This is a genomic window from Kocuria rhizophila, from assembly GCF_003667225.1.
GTDB classification, from domain to species: domain Bacteria; phylum Actinomycetota; class Actinomycetes; order Actinomycetales; family Micrococcaceae; genus Kocuria; species Kocuria rhizophila.
This window is the reverse complement of record NZ_RCOM01000014.1, coordinates 1-19,372: the sequence shown is the minus strand read 5'-3', so window position 1 is coordinate 19,372 and position 19,372 is coordinate 1. Positions and strand designations below refer to the sequence as shown.

General features: G+C 71.0%; 18 protein-coding genes. 2 read left to right on the top strand and 16 right to left on the bottom strand.

Translation table 11 applies throughout. The annotated features are described in order from the left end of the window. Nucleotides 1-35: 35 nt before the first annotated feature. The 7 genes from D9R02_RS03930 to rpsO all read right to left on the bottom strand — a co-directional run bounded on the left by D9R02_RS03930 (nucleotide 36) and on the right by rpsO (nucleotide 8,320). Nucleotides 36-1,730 (bottom strand): ribonuclease J, encoded by a 1,695-nt coding sequence (locus tag D9R02_RS03930; protein WP_019310899.1) that lies wholly within the window; start codon nucleotides 1,728-1,730, stop codon nucleotides 36-38. Nucleotides 1,731-1,746: 16 nt separating this feature from the next. Then, nucleotides 1,747-2,682, bottom strand: coding sequence for a 4-hydroxy-tetrahydrodipicolinate synthase (dapA, locus tag D9R02_RS03925; protein ID WP_121566366.1), 936 nt, complete (start codon nucleotides 2,680-2,682; stop codon nucleotides 1,747-1,749). A 9-nt stretch (nucleotides 2,683-2,691) separates the two neighbouring features. After that, nucleotides 2,692-3,327 (bottom strand): tetratricopeptide repeat protein, encoded by a 636-nt coding sequence (locus D9R02_RS03920; protein ID WP_019310897.1) that lies wholly within the window; start codon nucleotides 3,325-3,327, stop codon nucleotides 2,692-2,694. Beyond that, the gene (dapB, locus tag D9R02_RS03915; RefSeq protein WP_121566365.1) at nucleotides 3,324-4,082 is read right to left on the bottom strand and encodes a 4-hydroxy-tetrahydrodipicolinate reductase; all 759 of its coding nucleotides are present in this window, start codon (nucleotides 4,080-4,082) and stop codon (nucleotides 3,324-3,326) included. The genes D9R02_RS03920 and dapB overlap by 4 nt, the downstream gene beginning before the upstream one ends. Nucleotides 4,083-4,093: 11 nt before the next feature. After that, nucleotides 4,094-5,500 carry a M16 family metallopeptidase gene (locus D9R02_RS03910; protein ID WP_121566364.1) on the bottom strand — a complete coding sequence of 469 codons (1,407 nt, stop codon included), beginning with the start codon at nucleotides 5,498-5,500 and terminating at the stop codon, nucleotides 4,094-4,096. 20 nt (nucleotides 5,501-5,520) lie between these two features. After that, nucleotides 5,521-7,776, bottom strand: coding sequence for a polyribonucleotide nucleotidyltransferase (locus D9R02_RS03905; RefSeq protein ID WP_121566363.1), 2,256 nt, complete (start codon nucleotides 7,774-7,776; stop codon nucleotides 5,521-5,523). A 274-nt stretch (nucleotides 7,777-8,050) separates the two neighbouring features. Next, nucleotides 8,051-8,320 (bottom strand): 30S ribosomal protein S15, encoded by a 270-nt coding sequence (gene rpsO, locus D9R02_RS03900; protein ID WP_019310893.1) that lies wholly within the window; start codon nucleotides 8,318-8,320, stop codon nucleotides 8,051-8,053. Nucleotides 8,321-8,509: 189 nt separating this feature from the next. Here rpsO and mtnN point away from each other — a divergent pair, with 189 nt between their 5' ends. Both mtnN and D9R02_RS03890 read left to right on the top strand, forming a co-directional pair. Then, the gene (gene mtnN, locus D9R02_RS03895; protein WP_121566362.1) at nucleotides 8,510-9,271 is read left to right on the top strand and encodes a 5'-methylthioadenosine/S-adenosylhomocysteine nucleosidase; all 762 of its coding nucleotides are present in this window, start codon (nucleotides 8,510-8,512) and stop codon (nucleotides 9,269-9,271) included. Between the two features lie 77 nt (nucleotides 9,272-9,348). Next, nucleotides 9,349-10,221 (top strand): aldo/keto reductase, encoded by an 873-nt coding sequence (locus D9R02_RS03890; protein WP_121566361.1) that lies wholly within the window; start codon nucleotides 9,349-9,351, stop codon nucleotides 10,219-10,221. Between the two features lie 148 nt (nucleotides 10,222-10,369). Here D9R02_RS03890 and D9R02_RS03885 read toward each other — a convergent pair whose 3' ends face one another. The 9 genes from D9R02_RS03885 to rimP form a co-directional block, all read right to left on the bottom strand. Next, the gene (locus D9R02_RS03885) at nucleotides 10,370-11,398 is read right to left on the bottom strand and encodes a bifunctional riboflavin kinase/FAD synthetase (protein WP_121566360.1); all 1,029 of its coding nucleotides are present in this window, start codon (nucleotides 11,396-11,398) and stop codon (nucleotides 10,370-10,372) included. Nucleotides 11,399-11,443: 45 nt separating this feature from the next. After that, the gene (locus D9R02_RS03880; protein ID WP_121566359.1) at nucleotides 11,444-11,911 is read right to left on the bottom strand and encodes a hypothetical protein; all 468 of its coding nucleotides are present in this window, start codon (nucleotides 11,909-11,911) and stop codon (nucleotides 11,444-11,446) included. A gap of 44 nt (nucleotides 11,912-11,955) precedes the next feature. Then, nucleotides 11,956-12,327, bottom strand: a complete 372-nt coding sequence (locus D9R02_RS03875; protein WP_121566358.1) for a hypothetical protein — start codon at nucleotides 12,325-12,327, stop codon at nucleotides 11,956-11,958. Continuing rightward, the gene (gene truB, locus D9R02_RS03870; RefSeq protein WP_121566357.1) at nucleotides 12,327-13,505 is read right to left on the bottom strand and encodes a tRNA pseudouridine(55) synthase TruB; all 1,179 of its coding nucleotides are present in this window, start codon (nucleotides 13,503-13,505) and stop codon (nucleotides 12,327-12,329) included. The genes D9R02_RS03875 and truB overlap by 1 nt, the downstream gene beginning before the upstream one ends. Nucleotides 13,506-13,510: 5 nt before the next feature. Next, complete coding sequence (gene rbfA, locus D9R02_RS03865; RefSeq protein ID WP_047978672.1) at nucleotides 13,511-13,972, bottom strand: 30S ribosome-binding factor RbfA; 462 nt, start codon at nucleotides 13,970-13,972, stop codon at nucleotides 13,511-13,513. Nucleotides 13,973-14,188: 216 nt separating this feature from the next. Next, complete coding sequence (infB, locus tag D9R02_RS03860) at nucleotides 14,189-17,080, bottom strand: translation initiation factor IF-2 (protein ID WP_101888442.1); 2,892 nt, start codon at nucleotides 17,078-17,080, stop codon at nucleotides 14,189-14,191. Nucleotides 17,081-17,205: 125 nt separating this feature from the next. Beyond that, entirely contained in the window at nucleotides 17,206-17,538 is a 333-nt protein-coding gene (locus D9R02_RS03855) for a YlxR family protein (protein WP_019310884.1), read from the bottom strand. 127 nt (nucleotides 17,539-17,665) lie between these two features. Continuing rightward, a complete protein-coding gene (gene nusA / locus D9R02_RS03850; protein ID WP_101888443.1) occupies nucleotides 17,666-18,643 on the bottom strand; it encodes a transcription termination factor NusA in 978 nt (325 codons plus the stop codon). Nucleotides 18,644-18,792: 149 nt separating this feature from the next. Further along, on the bottom strand, nucleotides 18,793-19,284 hold the full coding sequence (gene rimP / locus D9R02_RS03845) for a ribosome maturation factor RimP (RefSeq protein ID WP_019310882.1): 492 nt from the start codon (nucleotides 19,282-19,284) through the stop codon (nucleotides 18,793-18,795). Nucleotides 19,285-19,372: the final 88 nt, after the last annotated feature.

Here is a 19,372-nt window from a genome sequence, read left to right as displayed (position 1 = left end):
GACGGGCCGTGGGGTGCGTGCGGGGCGCGGGGGCGTCAGGCCTCCACGACCACCGGCACGATCATGGGCTTGCGACGCAGCCTGCGGGAGACCCACGAGCCCACGGTGCGGCGCACGATCTGCTGCAGCTGGTGGGCGGTGTGGTTCTTGCCGCTCTCGCTCAGGGCGTCCTCGAGGGCCGCGGCCACCTTGGGGCGGATCTCGTTGAAGACCTTGTCCTCCTCGGCCACGCCGCGGGCGTGGATGTCCGGACCGGAGACGATCTTGCCCGTGTCCCGGTTCACGACGGTCACCACCGAGATGAAGCCCTCCTCACCGAGGGTCATGCGGTCCTTGAGGTCCGCGTCCGTGATCTCCCCCACGGAGGAGCCGTCCACGTAGATGAAGCCGCACTCCACCTGGCCGGTGATCTTCACCTTCCCGGCGTGCATGTCCACCACGGTTCCGTTCTCGGCGAGGATCACGTGGTCGTCCGGCACGCCGGTCTCCCGCGCCAGCTCGCCGTTGGCAATCAGGTGGCGGATCTCGCCGTGCACCGGCATGACGTACTCGGGCTCCACGATGTTGTAGCAGTAGAGCAGCTCTCCGGCACCGGCGTGGCCGGAGACGTGGACCTTGGCGTTGCCCTTGTGCACCACGTTCGCGCCCAGGCGCATGAGGCCGTTGATCACGCGGAACACGGAGTTCTCGTTGCCGGGGATCAGCGACGACGCGAGAATCACGGTGTCCCCCGCGTTGACCTGCACCTTGTGGTCCCCGTTGGCCATGCGGGACAGCGCGGCCATGGGCTCGCCCTGGGAACCGGTGCACATGATGACGATCTTGTCGTCCGGGTAGTCCCCGACCTTCTTCTGGTCCACGAGCACGTTCGGCGGGACGTCCAGGTAGCCGAGCTTCTCCGCGATCGCCATGTTGCGGATCATGGAGCGGCCCATGAGGACGACCTTGCGACCGCTGGCCACGGCGGCGTCGAGCACCTGCTGCACGCGGTGCACGTGGGAGGAGAATGAGGCCACGATCACGCGCTGCTTGGCTCGCGAGACCACGTCCGCGAGCACGGGACCGATCGCCTTCTCGGAGGGGATGAACCCCGGCACCTCGGAGTTCGTGGAGTCCGTGAGGAAGAGGTCCACGCCCTCCTCGCCCAGACGTGCGAAGTGGCGCAGGTCCGTGATGCGCCCGTCCAGGGGCAGCTGGTCCATCTTGAAGTCACCCGTGTGCAGCACGGTGCCGGCCTTGGTGCGCAGGAACACGGCCAGGGCGTCCGGGATGGAGTGGTTCACGGCCACGAACTCGCACTCGAACTCGCCGAGGCGCTCCACCTGGCCCTCGCGCACGGCCATGGTGAACGGCTTGATGCGGTGCTCCTGGAGCTTGGCCTCGATCAGCGCGAGGGTGAGCTGGGAGCCGATCACGGGGATGTCCGGGCGGCGCTTGAGCAGGTACGGGACGGCGCCGATGTGGTCCTCGTGGCCGTGCGTGAGCACGATCGCCACGATGTCGTCCACGCGGTCCCGGATGTTGTTGATGTCCGGGAGGATGAGATCCACGCCGGGCTGGGTCTCCTCGGGGAAGAGCACACCGCAGTCCACCACGAGCAGCTGCCCGTTGATCTCGAACACGGTCATGTTCCGGCCGACCTCCCCCAGGCCACCCAGGGGGACCACGCGGAGCGTGTCCTTGGCCAGGGCGGGGGGTTCAGCGAGATCGGAAGAGTTCCACTGGGTCATGAGACCCCTTTCATTGCTAGTTGGTCAGAGTGTCCGCAATCACCGACGTGCTCAGATCCGCACGGATCTGCTCCAGCTCGGTGTGCGTTGGTGCCACGTGCGGCAGGCGCACCACGGCGTTCGGCAGGCGGTCCTGCCACTGAAGAATGGTCTTGGCGGCCACGGCCCCGGGCACGCGCGTCATGGTGGCGCGCACGAGGGGCAGCAGCTCCGCGTTGAGCCTGCGGGCGGTCTCGAGGTCCGAGGCCAGCACGGCGTCGATCATGCGGCGGTAGCGCGCGGTGTCCACGTGGGTGGTCACGCCCACGAGCCCGGCGGCGCCGGTGGCCATCCACGGGAGGGTGAGACCGTCGTCGCCGGAGTAGAACACGAGGTCCGTCTCCGCCATGACGCGGGACGCGGCGACGAAATCCGCCTTGGCATCCTTGACGGCCACGATGTTGGGGTGCGAGGCGAGCGAGATCATGGTCCCGGGCTCGATCGGAATCCCGGAGCGGCCTGGGATGTCGTACATCATGATGGGCGTGTCCACGGAGTCCGCGAGCGAGCGGAAGTGGGCCTCGACACCGGCCTGGGTGGGCTTGTTGTAGTACGGGGTGACCACGAGCAGACCGTCCATCCCGATCTTCTCCGCCTCGAGGCAGAGGTACCGGGAGTGCTCGGTATCGTTGGATCCCGTGCCCGCGAGCAGGGGGACCCTCCCGCCCACGGCGTCCTTGACGGCGCGGAACACCGAGAGGTTCTCCTCGTCCGTCATGGTCGAGTACTCCCCCGTGGTGCCGCACACCACCAGGCCGTCGCAGCCGTCGTCCACGAGCTGCACGGCGAGGGCCGCGGTGGCCTCGAGGTCCACGGAGCGGTCCTCGTGGAAGACCGTGACCATGGCGGTGAGCAGGGTCCCGAACAGGGGCGCGGGACGGTCCGTGGGCGCGGGGAAGCTCTCGTGTGTCATGCCCACAGGTTACCGCCCGGACCGCGCGAGCGCCGTCTCGGGGTCCGCCCCCCGGTGCAGGGCGATCGCCGTGCGCATGGCGCCCCGGGCCCGGCGGCTGTCACCGCTGGCCGAGTAGGCCAGGCCCAGGCGGTACCACCCGCCCCAGTCCTCGGGGCTCGCCTCGACCTCCCGCCGCACCACGTCGAAGTGCGCGTCCGCGGCGGCGCGCACGTAGCGTCCCGACGGTGTGCGGGGCAGCTCGTCGACCGGCAGCTCGCCGCGGGCCGCGAGCTCGCGCCCCAGCCGCGCGGTGCGGGCTCCGAAGAGGATCTCCCGCACCATGGCCCACGTGCCCACCGCGGGGATCACGACCATGGCGAGCCCCAGCAGCTTGGGCACCCAGCCCTCGGTGCCCAGCAGCAGCCAGGCCCGCTGGAAGGACACCCCCAGGTAGAGGGTCAGCAGGGCGATCATGAGCGCGGCGAGGGCGCGCCCCATGGACCCGGCCTCGAGCACGGTGAACACGCCCGCGAAGACCAGCACCGCGATGATCCACACCTTGGACACGGACGGGATGGGCAGCAGCAGGACGGTGAGGACCAGCAGCAGGATGGCCAGCGCGGCCCACCAGCGCAGCCCGCTGCGCCCCGTTGCCCGGCTCACAGTCCGAGATCCATGTAGCCGTCCAGACCGTGCGTGAGCCCGGGGTGCTCCGCCACCCGGCGGATCCCCAGCAGCACACCGGTCATGAACGAGGCGCGGTCGAAGGAGTCGTGGCGCACGGTGAGCTGCTCCCCCGTGTTTCCCAGCAGGGTCTCCTGGTGGGCCACCAGACCCTGCAGCCGCACGGAGTGCACGTGCACGCCGTCCACCACCGCACCGCGTGCGCCGTGCGGATCGGACTCCGTGGCGTCCGGGGAGGCTCCCACACCCGCCCGTTGGCGGGCCGCGGCCACGAGGGCGGCGGTCCGGGCCGCGGTGCCCGACGGCGCGTCGAGCTTGCGCGGGTGGTGCAGCTCCACGACCTCGACGGAGTCGAAGAACCGTGCTGCCAGCTCCGAGAACTTCATGGCCAGCACCGCCCCCACCGCGAAGTTCGGGGCGATCAGCACCCCGGTTGCGGGGGACTCGGCGAGCTGGGCCTCGAGCTCGTCCAGGGCGGCCCGGTCCCAGCCCGTGGTGCCCACGACCGCGTGCAGCCCGTGGGACACCGCGAAGCGCACGTTCTCCCGCGTGGCGGCGGGCACCGTGAGGTCCACGACCACCTCCGCGCGGGCCTCGAGCAGCTGCTCCAGACCGTCCCCGCGGCCAAGTGCCGCGACCAGCTCGAGGTCCGGGGCGGCGTCGACGGCGCGCACCGCCTCGGAGCCCATGCGGCCGTCGCGGCCGAGGACGGCCACCCGGATCGGTTCTGCCATGTCCGTTCCCCTCATTCCTGCGGTTCCCGGGCGACGCCGGGTCCCACCACCGTGCGGACGGTCGCGTCCGCGCCGAGATCCGCGGCGAGCTGCTGGACGTCCCGGGACGTGACCGCGCGGATCCGGCGCAGGGACTCGTCCAGGTCCATGAACACCCCGGTCTTGAGCTCCGCGGAACCCAGCCGGGACATCCGCGAGCCCGTGTCCTCCAGGGCGAGGACGGTGGCCCCGCTGAGCTGGCCCTCCACCTTGGCGAGCTCCGCGGCGTCCATGCCGTCCTGGGCCAGGCGGTCCAGCTCGTCGCGCATCAGCCCGGTGACCCGGTCCACGCGGTCCGCCGTGCAGCCGGCGTACATGCCGAAGAACCCGGCGTCCGAGTACGAGCCGGAGAACGAGAACGTGGAGTACGCCAGGCCCTTCTGCTCGCGGATGGTGTGGAACAGCCGGGAGGACATGCCACCACCCAGGGCCGCGTTGAGCACGGTCATGGTGAAACGACGCTCGTCACCGGACTGCAGCCCGGCCCCGCCCAGCACCACGTTGGCCTGCTCCACCGGTCTGTTCAGCGCGCGGGTGCCCGTGAGCGGCGTCAGCAGCGCGGGGGTGGTGGGGCGGCGCGCGCCCGCTCCCCCGGCGGTGTCCGGATCCCAGCCCGCGCGGGCCAGCGACTCGCGGACCAGCTGGACCACGTTCTCGTGCTCGAGCCCGCCCGCGACCGTGACCACCAGGTTCTCGGGCCGGTAGGCCCCGCGGTAGTGCTCCCACACCGCGTCCCGGGCCACGCTGCGGATCTCCTCGGGCGTGCCCGCGATCGGACGCGCCAGCGGGGAGCCGTGGAAGACCTGCTCCGTGAACTGCTCGAACGCGAAGTCCGTGGGGTCGTCCCGGTCCATGGCGATCTCCTCGAGGATCACGCCGCGCTCGCGGTCGAACTCCTCGGGGTCCAGCACCGCGCCCGTGAACATGTCCGCGAGGACGTCCACGGCCATGGGCAGCGCCTCGGACAGCACGCGGGCGTGGTAGCACGTGTGCTCGTGGGACGTGAACGCGTTGGACTCTCCGCCCACTCGGTCGAAGGCCTCGGCGATCTCCAGGGAGCTGCGCCGGGCCGTGCCCTTGAACAGCAGGTGCTCCAGGAAGTGGGTGGAGCCCAGCATGCCCGGGGCCTCGTCCCGGGAGCCCAGACTCACCCAGAACCCCACGGACACCGAGCGCTGCCCGGGCATCTTCTCCGTGAGCACGCGGGTGCCGCACGGCAGGACCGTGCGCATGATGACCGCGCCGTCGGCGTCGTCGTGGACCGTGTGGGTGAAGCCTCCGGCCGGGTCCGTGTCTGGATACGCCCGAAGGCGGGCGTCCTCCGGGGAGCCGTGCTCCTCGGGACCGCCCGCCTTCAGGGGAAGGTGAACAACCGTCATCTGGTGCGGGTGACCTCTGCTCAGTTCTCGTCCTCGGACGCGGCGTCCGAGTCGGATCCGGCCACCACCGGGGCGAGCGACAGCTTGCCGCGGTCGTCCACCTTGGTGATCTCCACCTGGACCTTCTGGCCCACGGACAGGACGTCGTCCACCTCGTTGACGCGCTTGTCGTCGTTGAGCTTGCGCATCTCGGAGATGTGCAGCAGACCGTCCTTGCCCGGGGTGAGGGACACGAACGCACCGAACGTGGTGGTCTTGACCACGGTGCCCAGGTAGCGCTCGCCCACCTCCGGGACCTGCGGGTTGGCGATCGCGTTGATCGCCGAGCGCGCGGCCTCGGCGGAGGGGCCGTCGGTGGCACCGATGTACACGGTGCCGTCGTCCTCGATGGAGATGTCCGTGCCGGTGTCCTCCTGGATCTGGTTGATCATCTTGCCCTTGGGGCCGATGACCTCGCCGATCTTGGAGACGGGGACGTTCACGGAGATCACGCGCGGGGCGAACTCGCTCATCTCGTCCGGGGCGTCGATCGCGGAGGTCAGCACGTCCAGGATGTAGAGGCGGGCCTCACGGGCCTGGGTGAGCGCGGACGCCAGCACGGAGGCGGGAATGCCGTCCAGCTTGGTGTCCAGCTGGATGGCCGTGACGAACTCGGAGGTGCCGGCGACCTTGAAGTCCATGTCGCCCAGCGCGTCCTCGGCGCCGAGGATGTCGGTCAGGGCCGCGTACTGGACCTCACCGTCCACGGTGTCGGAGACCAGGCCCATGGCGATGCCCGCCACCGGGGCGCGCAGCGGCACACCGGCGTTGAACAGCGACAGCGTGGACGCGCACACGGAGCCCATGGAGGTGGAGCCGTTGGAGCCCAGCGCCTCGGAGACCTGGCGGATCGCGTAGGGGAACTCCTCGCGCGAGGGCAGCACGGGGGTGATCGCACGCTCGGCGAGGGCGCCGTGGCCGATCTCGCGGCGCTTGGGGGAACCCACGCGGCCGGTCTCGCCCGTGGAGTACGGCGGGAAGTTGTAGTGGTGGATGTAGCGCTTGCTCTTCACCGGGGACAGCGAGTCGATCTGCTGCTCCAGCTTGAGCATGTTGAGCGTGGTGACACCCATGATCTGGGTCTCGCCGCGCTCGAACAGCGCGGAGCCGTGCACGCGCGGGAGCACGTCCACCTCGGCGCTGAGCTGACGGATGTCCGTGAGGCCGCGGCCGTCGATGCGCACCTTGTCCTTGAGGATGCGCTGGCGCACGGTCTGCTTGGTCAGGGCCTGATAGGCGCCGTTGACCTCGTCCGCGCGGCCCTCGAAGGGCTTGCCCTCGCCGGTGAGCTCGGCCAGCGTGGACTGGTGCAGCTCGTCCGTGGCGGCCTCGCGCTCCTGCTTGCCGGCGATCGAGTAGACCTGGGCCATGCGCTCGCCCGCGAACTCCTCGACGGCCTGGGCGGCGTCGTCACCGAAACCGCCGAAGCGGGGCAGGTCCAGCTCGGGCTTGCGGTTGCGGGCCGCGAGGTCCGCCTGGGCGTCGCACAGCGCCTTGATGAACGGCTTGGAGGCCTCGAGGCCCTCGGCCACGAGCTCCTCGGACGGGGCGACGGCGCCCTGGCCCTTGATGAGCTCCCAGGCGTTGTCGGTGGCCTCGGCCTCGACCATCATGATGGCGACGTCCTGGCCGCCGTCCTTGGTGGTCACCACGCGCCCGGCCACGGCCATGTCGAACACGGCGTTCTCCAGCTGGGAGTGCTTGGGGAACGCGATCCACTGGTGACCGCCGTTCTCCTCGGCCATGAGCGCCATGCGCACACCGCCCACGGGGCCCTGGAAGGGCATGCCGGACAGCGTGGTCGACATGGAGGCGGCGTTGATCGCCACGGTGTTGTAGATCTCGTCCGGGGCGATGGACATGACGGTGACGACCACCTGCACCTCGTTGCGCAGGCCCTTGCCGAACGCGGGGCGCAGCGGGCGGTCGATCAGGCGGCACGTGAGGATCGCGTCCGTGGACGGGCGGCCCTCGCGGCGGAAGAACGAGCCGGGGATGCGGCCCGCGGCGTACATGCGCTCCTCGACGTCCACCGTGAGCGGGAAGAAGTCGAAGCCCTCACGGGGGTGCTTGCCCACGGCCGTGGCCGAGAGCATCGAGGTCTCCTCGTCGATGTAGACCATGGCCGCACCGGCGGCCTGACGGGCGAGCCGCCCGGTCTCGAAGCGCACGACGCGCTGTCCGTAGGAGCCGTTGTCGATGACGGCTTCTGCACTCTGGATCTCGGGACCCTCCACGGGTCACCTCCGTTTCTTCGTGGTGCGCAACCCGCGCGACACACCGGTCTTCGATCGAGGCGCTCGCACCGCTCCCGCGTTGCGAAGGCCACTGTCGAGGACCGCGACATGCGGCGGGCTGCACAGTCTGATGGTTGGTTCTGTGGTTGCGGGTCCTGTGGACCCGGTCGGCCCGCGTCACCGCGGGCCGCGGCGGTGTCCGTCACGGACAGCGCCGGGTGTGGTGATTCCCCGCGCTCCCGGTGGGGAGGGCGGGGAATCGCCGGGACTCACATCACTTGCGCAGGCCGAGGCGCTCGATGAGCGCACGGTAGCGGGCGATGTCAGTGCGACGCAGGTAGTCAAGCATGCGACGACGGCGTCCCACCAGGGCCATGAGGCCGCGACGGGTGTGGTGGTCGTGCTTGTGCATCTTCAGGTGCTCGGTCAGATCGGAGATCCGGCGAGACAGAACGGCGATCTGCACCTCGGGTGAACCGGTGTCGCCCTCGTGGGTGGCGTACTCGGTGATGATCTGGTTCTTGACAGCGGCATCCAGTGCCATGGGTAACTCCTAGAGTCAGTACCGTGACCGCCCGGTGCGTGAGATTCCCGCCCGGGGTCCGGGGGCGTGCCCCGGGGCCCGACCGCCACGGACCGCAGTCAGACCGTTGACCATCCTAGCCGATGCCGCCGCGGAGCACCGCACCGCTCCCCTGGCGTGCGTGTCCGAGCGGACTGGGACAATGGTGGCATGCACAGCACAGACACGTCCGACGACGCCGCCCTGTTCGCCGCCTGCGTGGGCGCACCCGCCGTGGTGGTCGCCATGGCCGAGGAGGCGCAGCCCTTCCTCGACCTCGCCACGGCCCGCTGCTCGATCCCCCAGCAGGTGGGAGGCGCACAGCTGCACGCCCTGGAGCTGGAGGGCCGGCCCGTGCTCCTGGTCCGCACGGGCATCGGGCTGGTCAATGCGGCCTCGGCGCTGACGTCCGCCCTCGAGCGGTTCGAGCCGAGCGCCGTCGTCTCCGCGGGGTCCTGCGGCGGGCTGCGCGCGGACGTGAACGTGGGTGACCTCGTGGTTGGGACCCGGTTCCGCTACGCGGACGCGGACGCGACCGCCTTCGGGTACGCGCCGGGGCAGGTGCCCGGCATGCCCGAGTCCTTCGATGCCGCCGGACCGCTCCTCTCCGCGGCGGAGCACCTCGCGGCGGAGGAGGGACGGCAGCTGTGGCGAGGCACCATGCTCTCCGGCGGCTCGTTCGTCACGGCCGAGAACGTGGGGGCCACCCGGGAGCTGTTTCCCGAGGCGCTGAGCACGGACATGGAGACCACCGCCCTGGCGCAAGTCTGCACCGGCCACGAGACCCCGTTCCTCGCGGTGCGCAGCATCTCGGACCTGTGCGGGCCCGCGGCGGACCAGCAGTTCCACCTGGAGCTGGACGTGGTGGCGGGGATCAGCGCCCGCGCCGTGTGCCGGTTGCTGTCCGCGCTCGAGGACACCACCCGGGCATGAATCCAGGATCACCGGGGATACTGTCCGGTGAGAGCAGTGCACCACACCAGCCAGGCATCGAGGAAGACGAGGAACGCATGAGCAAGGACAAGACCCAGGACCTCCGGGACACCGCGCCGGAGGTGGCCCCCCACGTGCTGCGGGACGGCCACAAGATCCCGCAGCTGGGCTTCGGCACGTACCCCATGGACGACGCCGAGGCGGAGGCCCTGATCCCGGAGGCCCTGTGGCGGGGGGACCGACTGATCGACACCGCCGTGAACTACGGCAACGAGCGCGGCGTGGGCCAGGGCATCCGCCACAGCGGCATCCCCCGGGACGATCTGTTCCTGGCGTCCAAGATCCCCGGCCGCGACCACGGCCGGGCGAGCGTGCGCCGCTCGCTCGAGGAGACCCTCACGCGCCTGGGCACCGATCACCTGGACCTGTATCTGATCCACTGGCCCAATCCGGGCGTGGACCAGTACGTGCAGACCTGGCAGGAGATGCTGGCCGCACGGGACGAGGGGCTCGTGCGCTCCGTGGGCGTGTCCAACTTCCTGCCGGAGCACCTGCTGCGGCTCGAGCGGGAGACCGGGGAGATGCCCGTGGTGAACCAGGTGGAGCTGCACCCGCAGTACCAGCAGGAGGCCCTGCGCCGGTTCCACGAGGAGCACCGCATCCTCACGCAGGCGTGGTCCCCGCTGGGCCGCAAGACCGACCTTCTGCAGGACGAGTGGCTCGCGGAGATCGGGCGTCGGCAGGGACGCACTCCCGCCCAGGTGGTGCTGCGCTGGCACGTGCAGTCCGGCATCGTGCCGATCCCCAAGTCCTCCAACCCGGAGCGGATGGCCGAGAACATCGACGTGTTCGGCTGGGAGCTCACGGACGAGCAGATGGAGCGGTTGCGCATGATGCACACCGGGATCAGCGGGTCCGGATTCGATCCGGCGGTGCACGAAGAGATGTGAGAGCCACGGCCGCGGGGGGGGGTTCTCTCCGCGGCCGTGCCCTCCGCACCGGGTTCCGGGGCGGCTTCCGCGCCAGTGGTGCCCCACCCCGGATCCGCAGGGTGCTCCGGGCCCGGGCGTGCGACCCGCTGCGCGATCGGGCAGCCGCTCAGTCGTCCGAGGGTTCGCTCTCCGGCCGGTGCCCGCGCAGGATGTCGCGCGTGCGTCTGACGTCGTCGCGCATCTGCAGCACGAGGGCGTCCACTCCCCGGTAGGCCACCATGCCGCGCAGCCGTTCCACGAACTCGACCACCACGGTCTGCCCGTAGAGGTCGAAGTCCTCCACGGCCTCCTCGGGGCGGTCGATCACGTGGGCCTCGACCTGACGGGTGACGCCCTCGAACGTGGGGTTGGACCCCACGGAGATCGCGGTGGGCCACCGGGCGCCCTCCTGGTCCACGAGCCACCCGGCGTACACGCCGTCCGCGGGGATGAACCCCGTGGCCTCCGGGGCCAGGTTGGCGGTGGGAAAGCCGAGCTGCCGGCCACGGGCCGCACCGTGAACCACTTCGCCACGCATGCGGTGGGGCCGGCCGAGCAGCTGGGCGGCACCCGTGATGTCACCCGCCTCCAGGCACGAGCGCACCCAGGTGGACGAGCAGCGCCGATCCTCTCGGCGTGGCGCGGAACCGTCCGTCTCATCGGCGTCCGCTGCCACGGGGGTTCCGGGAACGTCCTCCACGACAACCACGTCGAAGCCGTGCTGGTGTCCCAGCTCGCGGATGGCGGTGAGGTCCCCCGAGTTGTCCCGGCCCAGCCGGACGTCGGAGCCGATGACCAGGGAGACCATGCGCAACGGGTTCACGAGGTAGTCCACGAGGAACTCCTCGGGGCCCAGCTCGGAGAACTCCAGGCTGTACGGCAGGACGAGCACGGCGTCCACACCGGTCTGCTCGAGCGCGTCGAGCTTGTCCTCGAGGCCCATGATGAGGCCGGGGTGGGACTCCGGGCGGTGCACGAGCGCCGGGTGCGGGTCGAACGTGACCACCACCGAGTGCGCCTCACGCCGCCGGGCGGCGTCCAGGAGCCGGGTGAAGACCTCTTGGTGGCCCCGGTGGACACCGTCGAAGTTGCCGATGCTCACCACGGAGGGACCGAATCCAGGCGTGACCTCGTCCAGGCTTCTCCAGCGAATCACAGCTCTCCTCGATGTCTTCTCGGCTGGTGGCGCATCTCGTAGAGCCTACCGCTCCGCGCGGGACGGCCGCGTCACCCAGAGCCACGCGAGCCCCACCACGGGGAGCACGAGGGGGATGTAGCCGTACCCCGCGCCGAAGTCGGACCACACGCTGGCCTTGGGGAACAGCTCGGGGTGCAGAACGCTCAGCAGGCCCACGCCGAGCACGCCCACGAGCTCCACGAGCACCGCGGCGGTGGCCACGCGGTGCCAGCACGCGCCGGAACGGGACAGGGCGATCGTGGCCACCACGTAGACGGCGGCGGAGAACGTGGACAGCAGGATGGCCAGGGGCGCCAGGCTGAACTCGGTGGCCAGCTGGTACAGCGAGCGGACACCCGCGGAGAGGGAGAAGACCCAGTAGACCACGATCAGCACGCGGCCGAAGCCGGAGCTCTTGCGGTCGTGCCGCCGGGCACCCGAGCGGCGGCCGAAGCGCTGCTGCAGGGTGCTGTGCGAGGTCTCGCGGTCCATCGTCTGTCCTTCCGTGAAGTGCTGGGGTGCGGGGGCGCCAGGGGTCACTGGTAGTACCAGATGTAGTTCATGCGGTAGACCATCACGATCACCACGGGGCCCGCGGCCGCGAGGATCAGCGTGGACCAGCGGGACCGCTCCACGAGGGACCACACGAACGCGCCCGCCGGGATCAGCAGCGCGGTGAGCAGGTACCCCCAGTACTCCAGCACGCTGCCGGAGGCCGAGGGGCCGAGGATCGGCAGCAGCAGGGACCCCACGCAGTAGACCAGCAGGAAGGCCTCGAGGACCAACACCGAGCCCTGGGAGAAGTCATCCGGTGCCCGGCCACGCAGTGCCTGCACCAGGCACACCACGCAGGAGAGCACACCGAGGACCACCGCGGCCCAGAACCACCCGTCGTATCCCCACAGCATCAGTCGCCCGCCCGCTCTCCGTGTGTCGTGTCCGTGTCTTCCGTGGTGGCTCCGCTCCCCCGGTCCTCACCCGGGGTCCCGGGGGCCTGATCGGCAACGGCGTGCGGCTGCACGGAGTGTTCCGCCGCCGCGGGTGTCTCCCGTGGTGCCGGCTCGGAGAACGTGGTCCCCGCAGTGATCCCCAGCACCGAGGTCGTGTAGCGCTGCTCCGCACGTCCCCGGTCCTCGGCCAGGGCCACGAGCGTCCCGTCCGGCGCGAAGCACGCGACGGGGGTCTTCGCGGCTCCCCGGGCGGCGTCGTGGCGGGGAGTCCCGGAGGCCGGGATGCGACGGCCGTGGGAGAGGTCCGTGGCCTCCGTGGCCGTGAGCTCGCGCACCGGGAAGAGCTGCCGCGCGGCGTCGGCAATGGCCAGCGTGGTGACCGTGGCACCGGAGCGCACCTGTTCCGTGAGCTCCTCCAGCGTGTGGGCGGAGTCCAGCGTGAAGGATCCCACGCGGGTGCGCCGCAGCGCTGTGAGGTGTCCGCCCACGCCGAGGTCCTCCCCGAGGTCGCGGGCGAGGGCGCGGACGTAGGTTCCGGAGGAGCACGTCACGGTCGCGTCCACGTCGATGGCCGCCGCTGCGTCGGGGACACCGGTCTCAGCGGAGTCGACGCGCCGGATCGAGTGGACCTCGAACCGGGACACCGTGACCGGGCGCGCCGGCAGCTGCACGTCCTCGCCGCTGCGGACCCGCGCGTAGGAGCGCTGCCCGTTCACCTTGATCGCGCTCACCGCGGAGGGGACCTGCTGGATCTCGCCCGTGAGCCGCGCCACGGCGGCCATGACCTGCTCGTCCGTGATCCCGGCCAGCAGCTCGGGGTCCGCCGTGCGCGTGACGTCGCCCTCGGCGTCATCGGTCACGGTGGCCGCCCCCAGGCGGATGCCGGCGCGGTAGGTCTTGTCCGTGCCGGTCACGTAGGTGAGCAGCTTGGTGGCCTTCTCCACACCGATCACCAGCACGCCCGACGCCGCCGGGTCCAGTGTCCCGGCGTGCCCCACCTTCCGGGTCCCCGCCAGCCGGCGCATGCGCGCCACGACGTCGTGCGAGGTCCAGCCCAGCGGCTTGTCCACGACCACGAGCCCCGGGACCCTCGGAAGGGACGGGGCCGGGGTGGGGACGTCCTCTCGTGCGCCCACGGAGCTCAGGCCTGCGGGGTGCTGCGGGGGCCCTCGGCGTCGTCCTCGTCGGACGGCGTGCGGTAGGCGTCCTCTCCCGCCGCGTACTGGGCACCCTCTGCCTGGGCCGCCACCTGAGCGTCCTTCTCACGGGCGGAGCGCAGCAGGGTCTCCAGCCGGGCGGCGTCCGCGGGGATCTCGTCCGCCACGAACGTGAGCGTGGGGGTCAGCCGCGCGGTGATGTTCTTGCCCACCTCGGAGCGCAGGATGCCCTTGGCGGACTCCAGCGCGCGGGCCGTCTCCTCGCGCTGCTCCTCGTCCCCGTAGACCGTGTAGTAGAGCGTGGCGTGCTGCAGGTCGTTGGTCACGCGGGCGTCGGTCACGGTCACGAAACCCAGTCGGGGGTCCTTGATCCTGCGTTCGAGAGCCTGGGCCACGATCACCTTGATGCGATCGGCCAGTCGTGCGGCGCGTGCGGCGTCGGCCATGGTGGAACTCCTCGTGTGCGGGCAGCGCGGCGCGCTGCCGAAGTCAGGGGACGGAACCGCCGGTGCGGGACCGCCCGGGGGCGGCGCGTCCAGGACGCGCCCCGGTGCGGGGCCGGATGCCCGGGGCCTCCGTGAGGAGTCCCCGGGCATCCGGTCACGCGGTCGTGCGCACCGGCCGCGGCGCCCCGCGAGGAGCGCCGCAGCCGGTGGAGCCTGTCAGTCGCGCGGCTTCTCGCGCATCTCCCAGGTCTCGATGATGTCACCTTCGTGGATGTCGTTGAAGGAGCCGAGCCCGATACCGCACTCGTAGCCCTCGCGGACCTCGGTGGCGTCGTCCTTGAAGCGGCGCAGCGAGTCGATGGTGAGGTTGTCCTGCACCACGTTGCCGTCGCGCACCAGACGGGCCTTGCCGTTGCGGCGGACGATGCCCTTGGTGATGTAGGCACCGGCGATGTTGCCCCACTTGGAGGAGCGGAACACCTCGCGGATCTCGGCGGTGCCGAGCTCCACCTCCTCGTACTCCGGCTTGAGCATGCCCTTGAGCGCGCTCTCGACCTCGTCGATGGCGTTGTAGATGACCGAGTAGAACTTCATCTCCACGCCCTCGCGGTCCGCGAGCTCCGTGACGCGCTCCGCCGGACGGACGTTGAAGCCGATGATCACGGCGTTGTCCACCGTGGCCAGGTTCACGTCGTTCTGCGTGATGGCGCCCACGCCGCGGTGGATGACGCGCAGCTGGACCTCCTCGCCCACGTCGATCTTGAGCAGCGAGTCCTCGAGCGCCTCCACGGCACCGGACACGTCGCCCTTGATGATGAGGTTGAGGGTGTCGATCTTGCCCTCTGCCACGGCCTCGTCGAAGGACTCCAGCGTGATGCGCTTGCGGCGCTTGGCCAGCTGGGCGTTGCGGTCCGCCGCCTCACGCTTCTCGGCGATCTGGCGTGCGGTGCGCTCCTCCTGGGTGGCCAGGAACGTGTCACCGGCGCGCGGCACGGTGGACAGACCCAGCACCTGCACCGGGCGGGACGGCGTGGCCGCCTCCACGGTGCGACCCATCTCGTCGAACATCGCGCGGACACGGCCGTAGGCCGCGCCGGCGACGATCGAGTCGCCGACCTTCAGCGTGCCGGACTGGACCAGCACGGTGCACACGGCGCCGCGGCCCTTGTCCAGGTTGGCCTCGATGGCCACACCGCGGGCGTTCTTGTCCGGGTTGGCCTGCAGCTCCAGGGCACCGTCCGCCGTCAGCACGATCGCGTCCAGCAGGTCGTCGATGTTGAGGTTCTCGCGGGCGGAGACGTCCACGAACATGGTGTCGCCGCCGTACTCCTCCGGCACGAGACCGTACTCGGTGAGCTGGCCGCGGATCTTCTCCGGGTTCGCGTCCGGCTTGTCCACCTTGTTCACGGCCACCACGATCGGCACGTTGGCCGCCTGCGCGTGGTTCAGCGCCTCCACGGTCTGCGGCATGACGCCGTCGTCCGCGGCGACCACCAGCACGGCGATGTCCGTGACCTGCGCACCACGGGCACGCATGGCGGTGAACGCCTCGTGACCCGGGGTGTCGATGAACGTGATCAGGCGCTCCTGGTCGTCCACCTCGGTGGAGATCTGGTACGCACCGATGTGCTGGGTGATGCCACCGGCCTCGCCCTCGATCACCTTGGTGTTCCGGATCGCGTCCAGCAGACGGGTCTTGCCGTGGTCCACGTGGCCCATGACAGTGACCACAGGGGGACGCGGGGCGAGGACGTCCTCGCCCTCGGCCTCCAGCTCGGCCTCGAGGTCGATGTCGAAGGACTCGAGCAGCTCGCGCTCCTCGTCCTCCGGGGACACCACCTGGATCTGGTAGCCGAGCTCGGCACCGAGGAGCTGGAAGGTCTCCTCGTCCAGGGACTGGGTCTGCGTGGCCATCTCACCCAGGTGGATGAGGACGGTCACGAGCGACGCCGGGTTGGCGTTGATCTTCTCCGCGAAGTCCATGAGCGAGGCACCGCGGCGCAGGCGCACAACCGTGCTGCCGTCGCCGTGGGGCACCGACACACCGCCGACGGCGGGTGCGCTCATCTGCTCGAGCTCCTGGCGCTTCGCCCGCTTCGACTTGCGGTGCTTGCCACGGGCACCGCCGCGGCCGAAGGCACCCTGGGTGCCGCCACGACCGCCGCGACCGCGGAATCCGCCGCCGCCACCGGGTCCGCCACCGGGACCGCCACCACCGCGGCGCGGGCCGCTTCCCGGAGCCGGACGGCTGCCGATCGGCGCCACGCTCGTGGTCTGGCCGGGCATCATGTTCGGCGAGGGGCGCGGACCACCGGGACGGGGGCCGCCCTGGCCCTGACGGGGAGCGCCCGTGCGAGGCGCACCGGGACGCGGACCGCCCTGGCCCGACTGCGCGGGACGGGGGCCTCCGGGGCGCGGACCGCCCGGACGGGGCCCGCCCTGACCGGAGTTGGCCGAGCGCATGCCCTGCTGGGCTGCGAACGGGTTGTTGCCGGGGCGCGGTGCACCGGGCTTGGCAGAGCGCTGCTGGCCACCGGGACGAGGACCGCCGCGCTGCGCGCCGCCCTCGGAACGGCCCATCCCCTGCTGCGAGGCGAACGGGTTGTTCCCGGGACGGGGAGCGGACTGCCCCGGCTTGGCGCCGGGCGCGGGGCTCTTGCGCGGGCCGGGAGTGGCGCCCGCGGGCTTGGGAGCGCTGCTCGCCGGGGCCTCGGGGGTTGCGGACTCCGACGACGACGCGGCCGGCTCGGTCCGCTGCGGCGCCTCGGCCTTCGGGGCGGCGGCCTTCGGGGTCTCGCGCGCCGCGGGCTTCTCGGCCGGTGCGGCGTCGCTGGACGCGCCGGGCTTGGCGGGTGCCTTGGCGGCGGGCTTCGGGCCCGGGGCCGCGGGCTTCTTGGCACCCTGGGAGGGGGCCTTGGCCGCGGGCTTGGACGCCGCGGCGCTGTCGCCGCCGGCGGGGAACGCGGTGCGCAGCTTCTTGGCTACGGGCGGCTCGACCGTGGACGATGCGCCACGGACGAACTCACCGAGTTCCTGAAGTTTGGAAATTGCTTCCTTGGACGTGATTCCGAGCTCTTTCGCGAGCTCGTGGACACGGGGCTTGGCCACTGTTCTCCTGTCTCGGTCCGCACCGAAACAGGTACGAACCGTTTATCTTCCGTTGAAGCGGCCGCCGGACACGAGCGCGGTGCGCGGGTGTCCTGCACGGCTGCGGGGTGAGTACGTGGAGGTACTCATCGGCCGGCACTCATCGGTTTTCCATGGTCTTCTGACTCGCTTTCCTGGTGTTCGTCCTCCTGCACGGGCAGGAGCACGCGGAGCTGTTCCATGAGGTCCTGCGCGCTGACCGCGGTGCGGAACGAGCGGTTGAAGGCCCGTTTCCGGATCGCGAGGTCGACGCAGCGGGGGGTGGCGTGCACCCAGGCCCCACGGCCTCCCAACTGGCGGCGGAGATCCGCAACGACCCGGGGGCCGGCTGCGGTGCTCTCCGTCGTCACGCGGACGAGTTGATCGGGGGACGTCACGGTGCGACACCCCACGCAGGTGCGAAGGCTCGTGGTGCTCATCCCTGCTCCTCGTGTGCCATCCCCGTGGACCGCCCGGCGCCTGAGCGCGCACGATCCCGGCAGATGGTCCACCTGATCAGAGCACAGTCTAGCGCGCCGGGCGCCGTTCCCTCGAATTCCGCGGGTCTCAGCGCTCCGTTGCGCGGGACTCGGGCACGATGTCGATCTTCCATCCCGTGAGCCGGGCCGCGAGGCGCGCGTTCTGCCCCTCCTTGCCGATGGCCAGCGAGAGCTGCGCGTCCGGGACGACCGCACGCGCGGAGCGGGCTGCCTCGTCCAGCACGACGACGCGCGAGACCCGGGCCGGGGACAGGGCATTGAGGATGAACTCGGCCGGGTCCTGGGAGAAGTCGATGATGTCGATCTTCTCGTCCCCGAGCTCGTTCATGACCGCGCGCACACGCGAGCCCATGTCCCCGATGCACGCGCCCTTGGCGTTCGCACCGGGACGCGTGGCCTCCACGGCCATCTTGGTGCGGTGCCCGGCCTCACGGGCCAGGGTGACGATCTCCACTGAGCCGTCCGCGATCTCCGGGACCTCCATCTCGAACAGCCGGCGCACCAGGTCCGGGTGGGAGCGGGACAGCGTGATGGACGGGCCCTTGAAGCCCCGCTTGGCCTCCACCACGAACGCGCGGATGCGGTCGCCGTGGCGGTAGGTCTCTCCCGGGACCTGCTCGTGCGGGGGCAGCAGCCCCTCCACCGTGCCCAGGTTCACCTGGACCATCTTGGGGTTGTTGCCCTGCTGGATCTGGCCGGACACCAGCTCACCCTCACGGCCCTTGAAGTGGCCCAGGACGTTGTCGTCCTCGACGTCCCGCAGCTTCTGCAGGATCACCTGACGCGCGGTGGCGGCGGCGATCCGTCCGAAGCCGGAGGGGGTGTCGTCGAACTCGCCGATCCGGCGGTCCTCCTCGTCCAGCTCGGGCGCCCAGATGGTCACGTGGCCCGAGCGGCGCTCGACCTCGGCACGGGCGCCGTCGATCGCTCCGGGCGAGCGCATGTAGGCCAGCAGCAGCGCCTGCTCGATGGTGGGGATCAACACGTCCACGGGGATGTCCCGCTCGCGCTCCAGCAGTCGCAGGGTGCTCATGTCGATGTCCATGTGTCCGGCCTTCCTTCGCGCCACGCGGCTGTCCGGCCCGAGCGGGGCCGGGAACCAAACAGCGCGCCGCACGGGTGCGTGCGGTGCGCTGCTGCATGGGTCTCACGTCGTGATCTGTTGCAGGCCATGCTACATCGCCGGGCCCGGCCTCAGATCTCCACCTCGGACTTCGCCCCGCGGATGCTCGCGTAGTCCACGCGCTCGGGGTCCAGCAGCTTGACGGGCATGCCCTTCTTGGGCTGGTGGGAGCGCTGGACCACCGCGTGGTCGTCGTGCGCCTCGAGCAGCCGCGCCGTGAAGCGCTCGCCCTCGAGCGGCCGGATCCGCACCAGGTGGCCCACCGTGCGCCGCCAGTGCCGCGGCGTCTCGAGCGAGCGGGTGGCGCCCGGTGAGGACACCTCGAGCTCGTAGGGCGGGCCGGGCACGGGGTCCGTGCGGTCCAGCGCGTCGGAGATCTCCTGCGCCACGGCGGCCACCCGGTCCAGGCTCAGCGCGTCCGTGCCGTCCGGGAGGTCCACGAGGACCTGCAGGGTCCGGGTTCCGCCCTGTCCCTTCAGCTCGCACTCCTCCAGGAACAGCCCGGCGGCCTCCACCACGGGCTCCACGGCGGCGCGGATGGGTGCATCGTGCTCGGAAGTCATCGGTCCTCTTTTCGTGCGCGTTCTCGTGCGCGCCCGGCGCTCCGGGCGCCTGTGCGGGTCGGGTGTCCTCCCTATCATGGAGCAGACC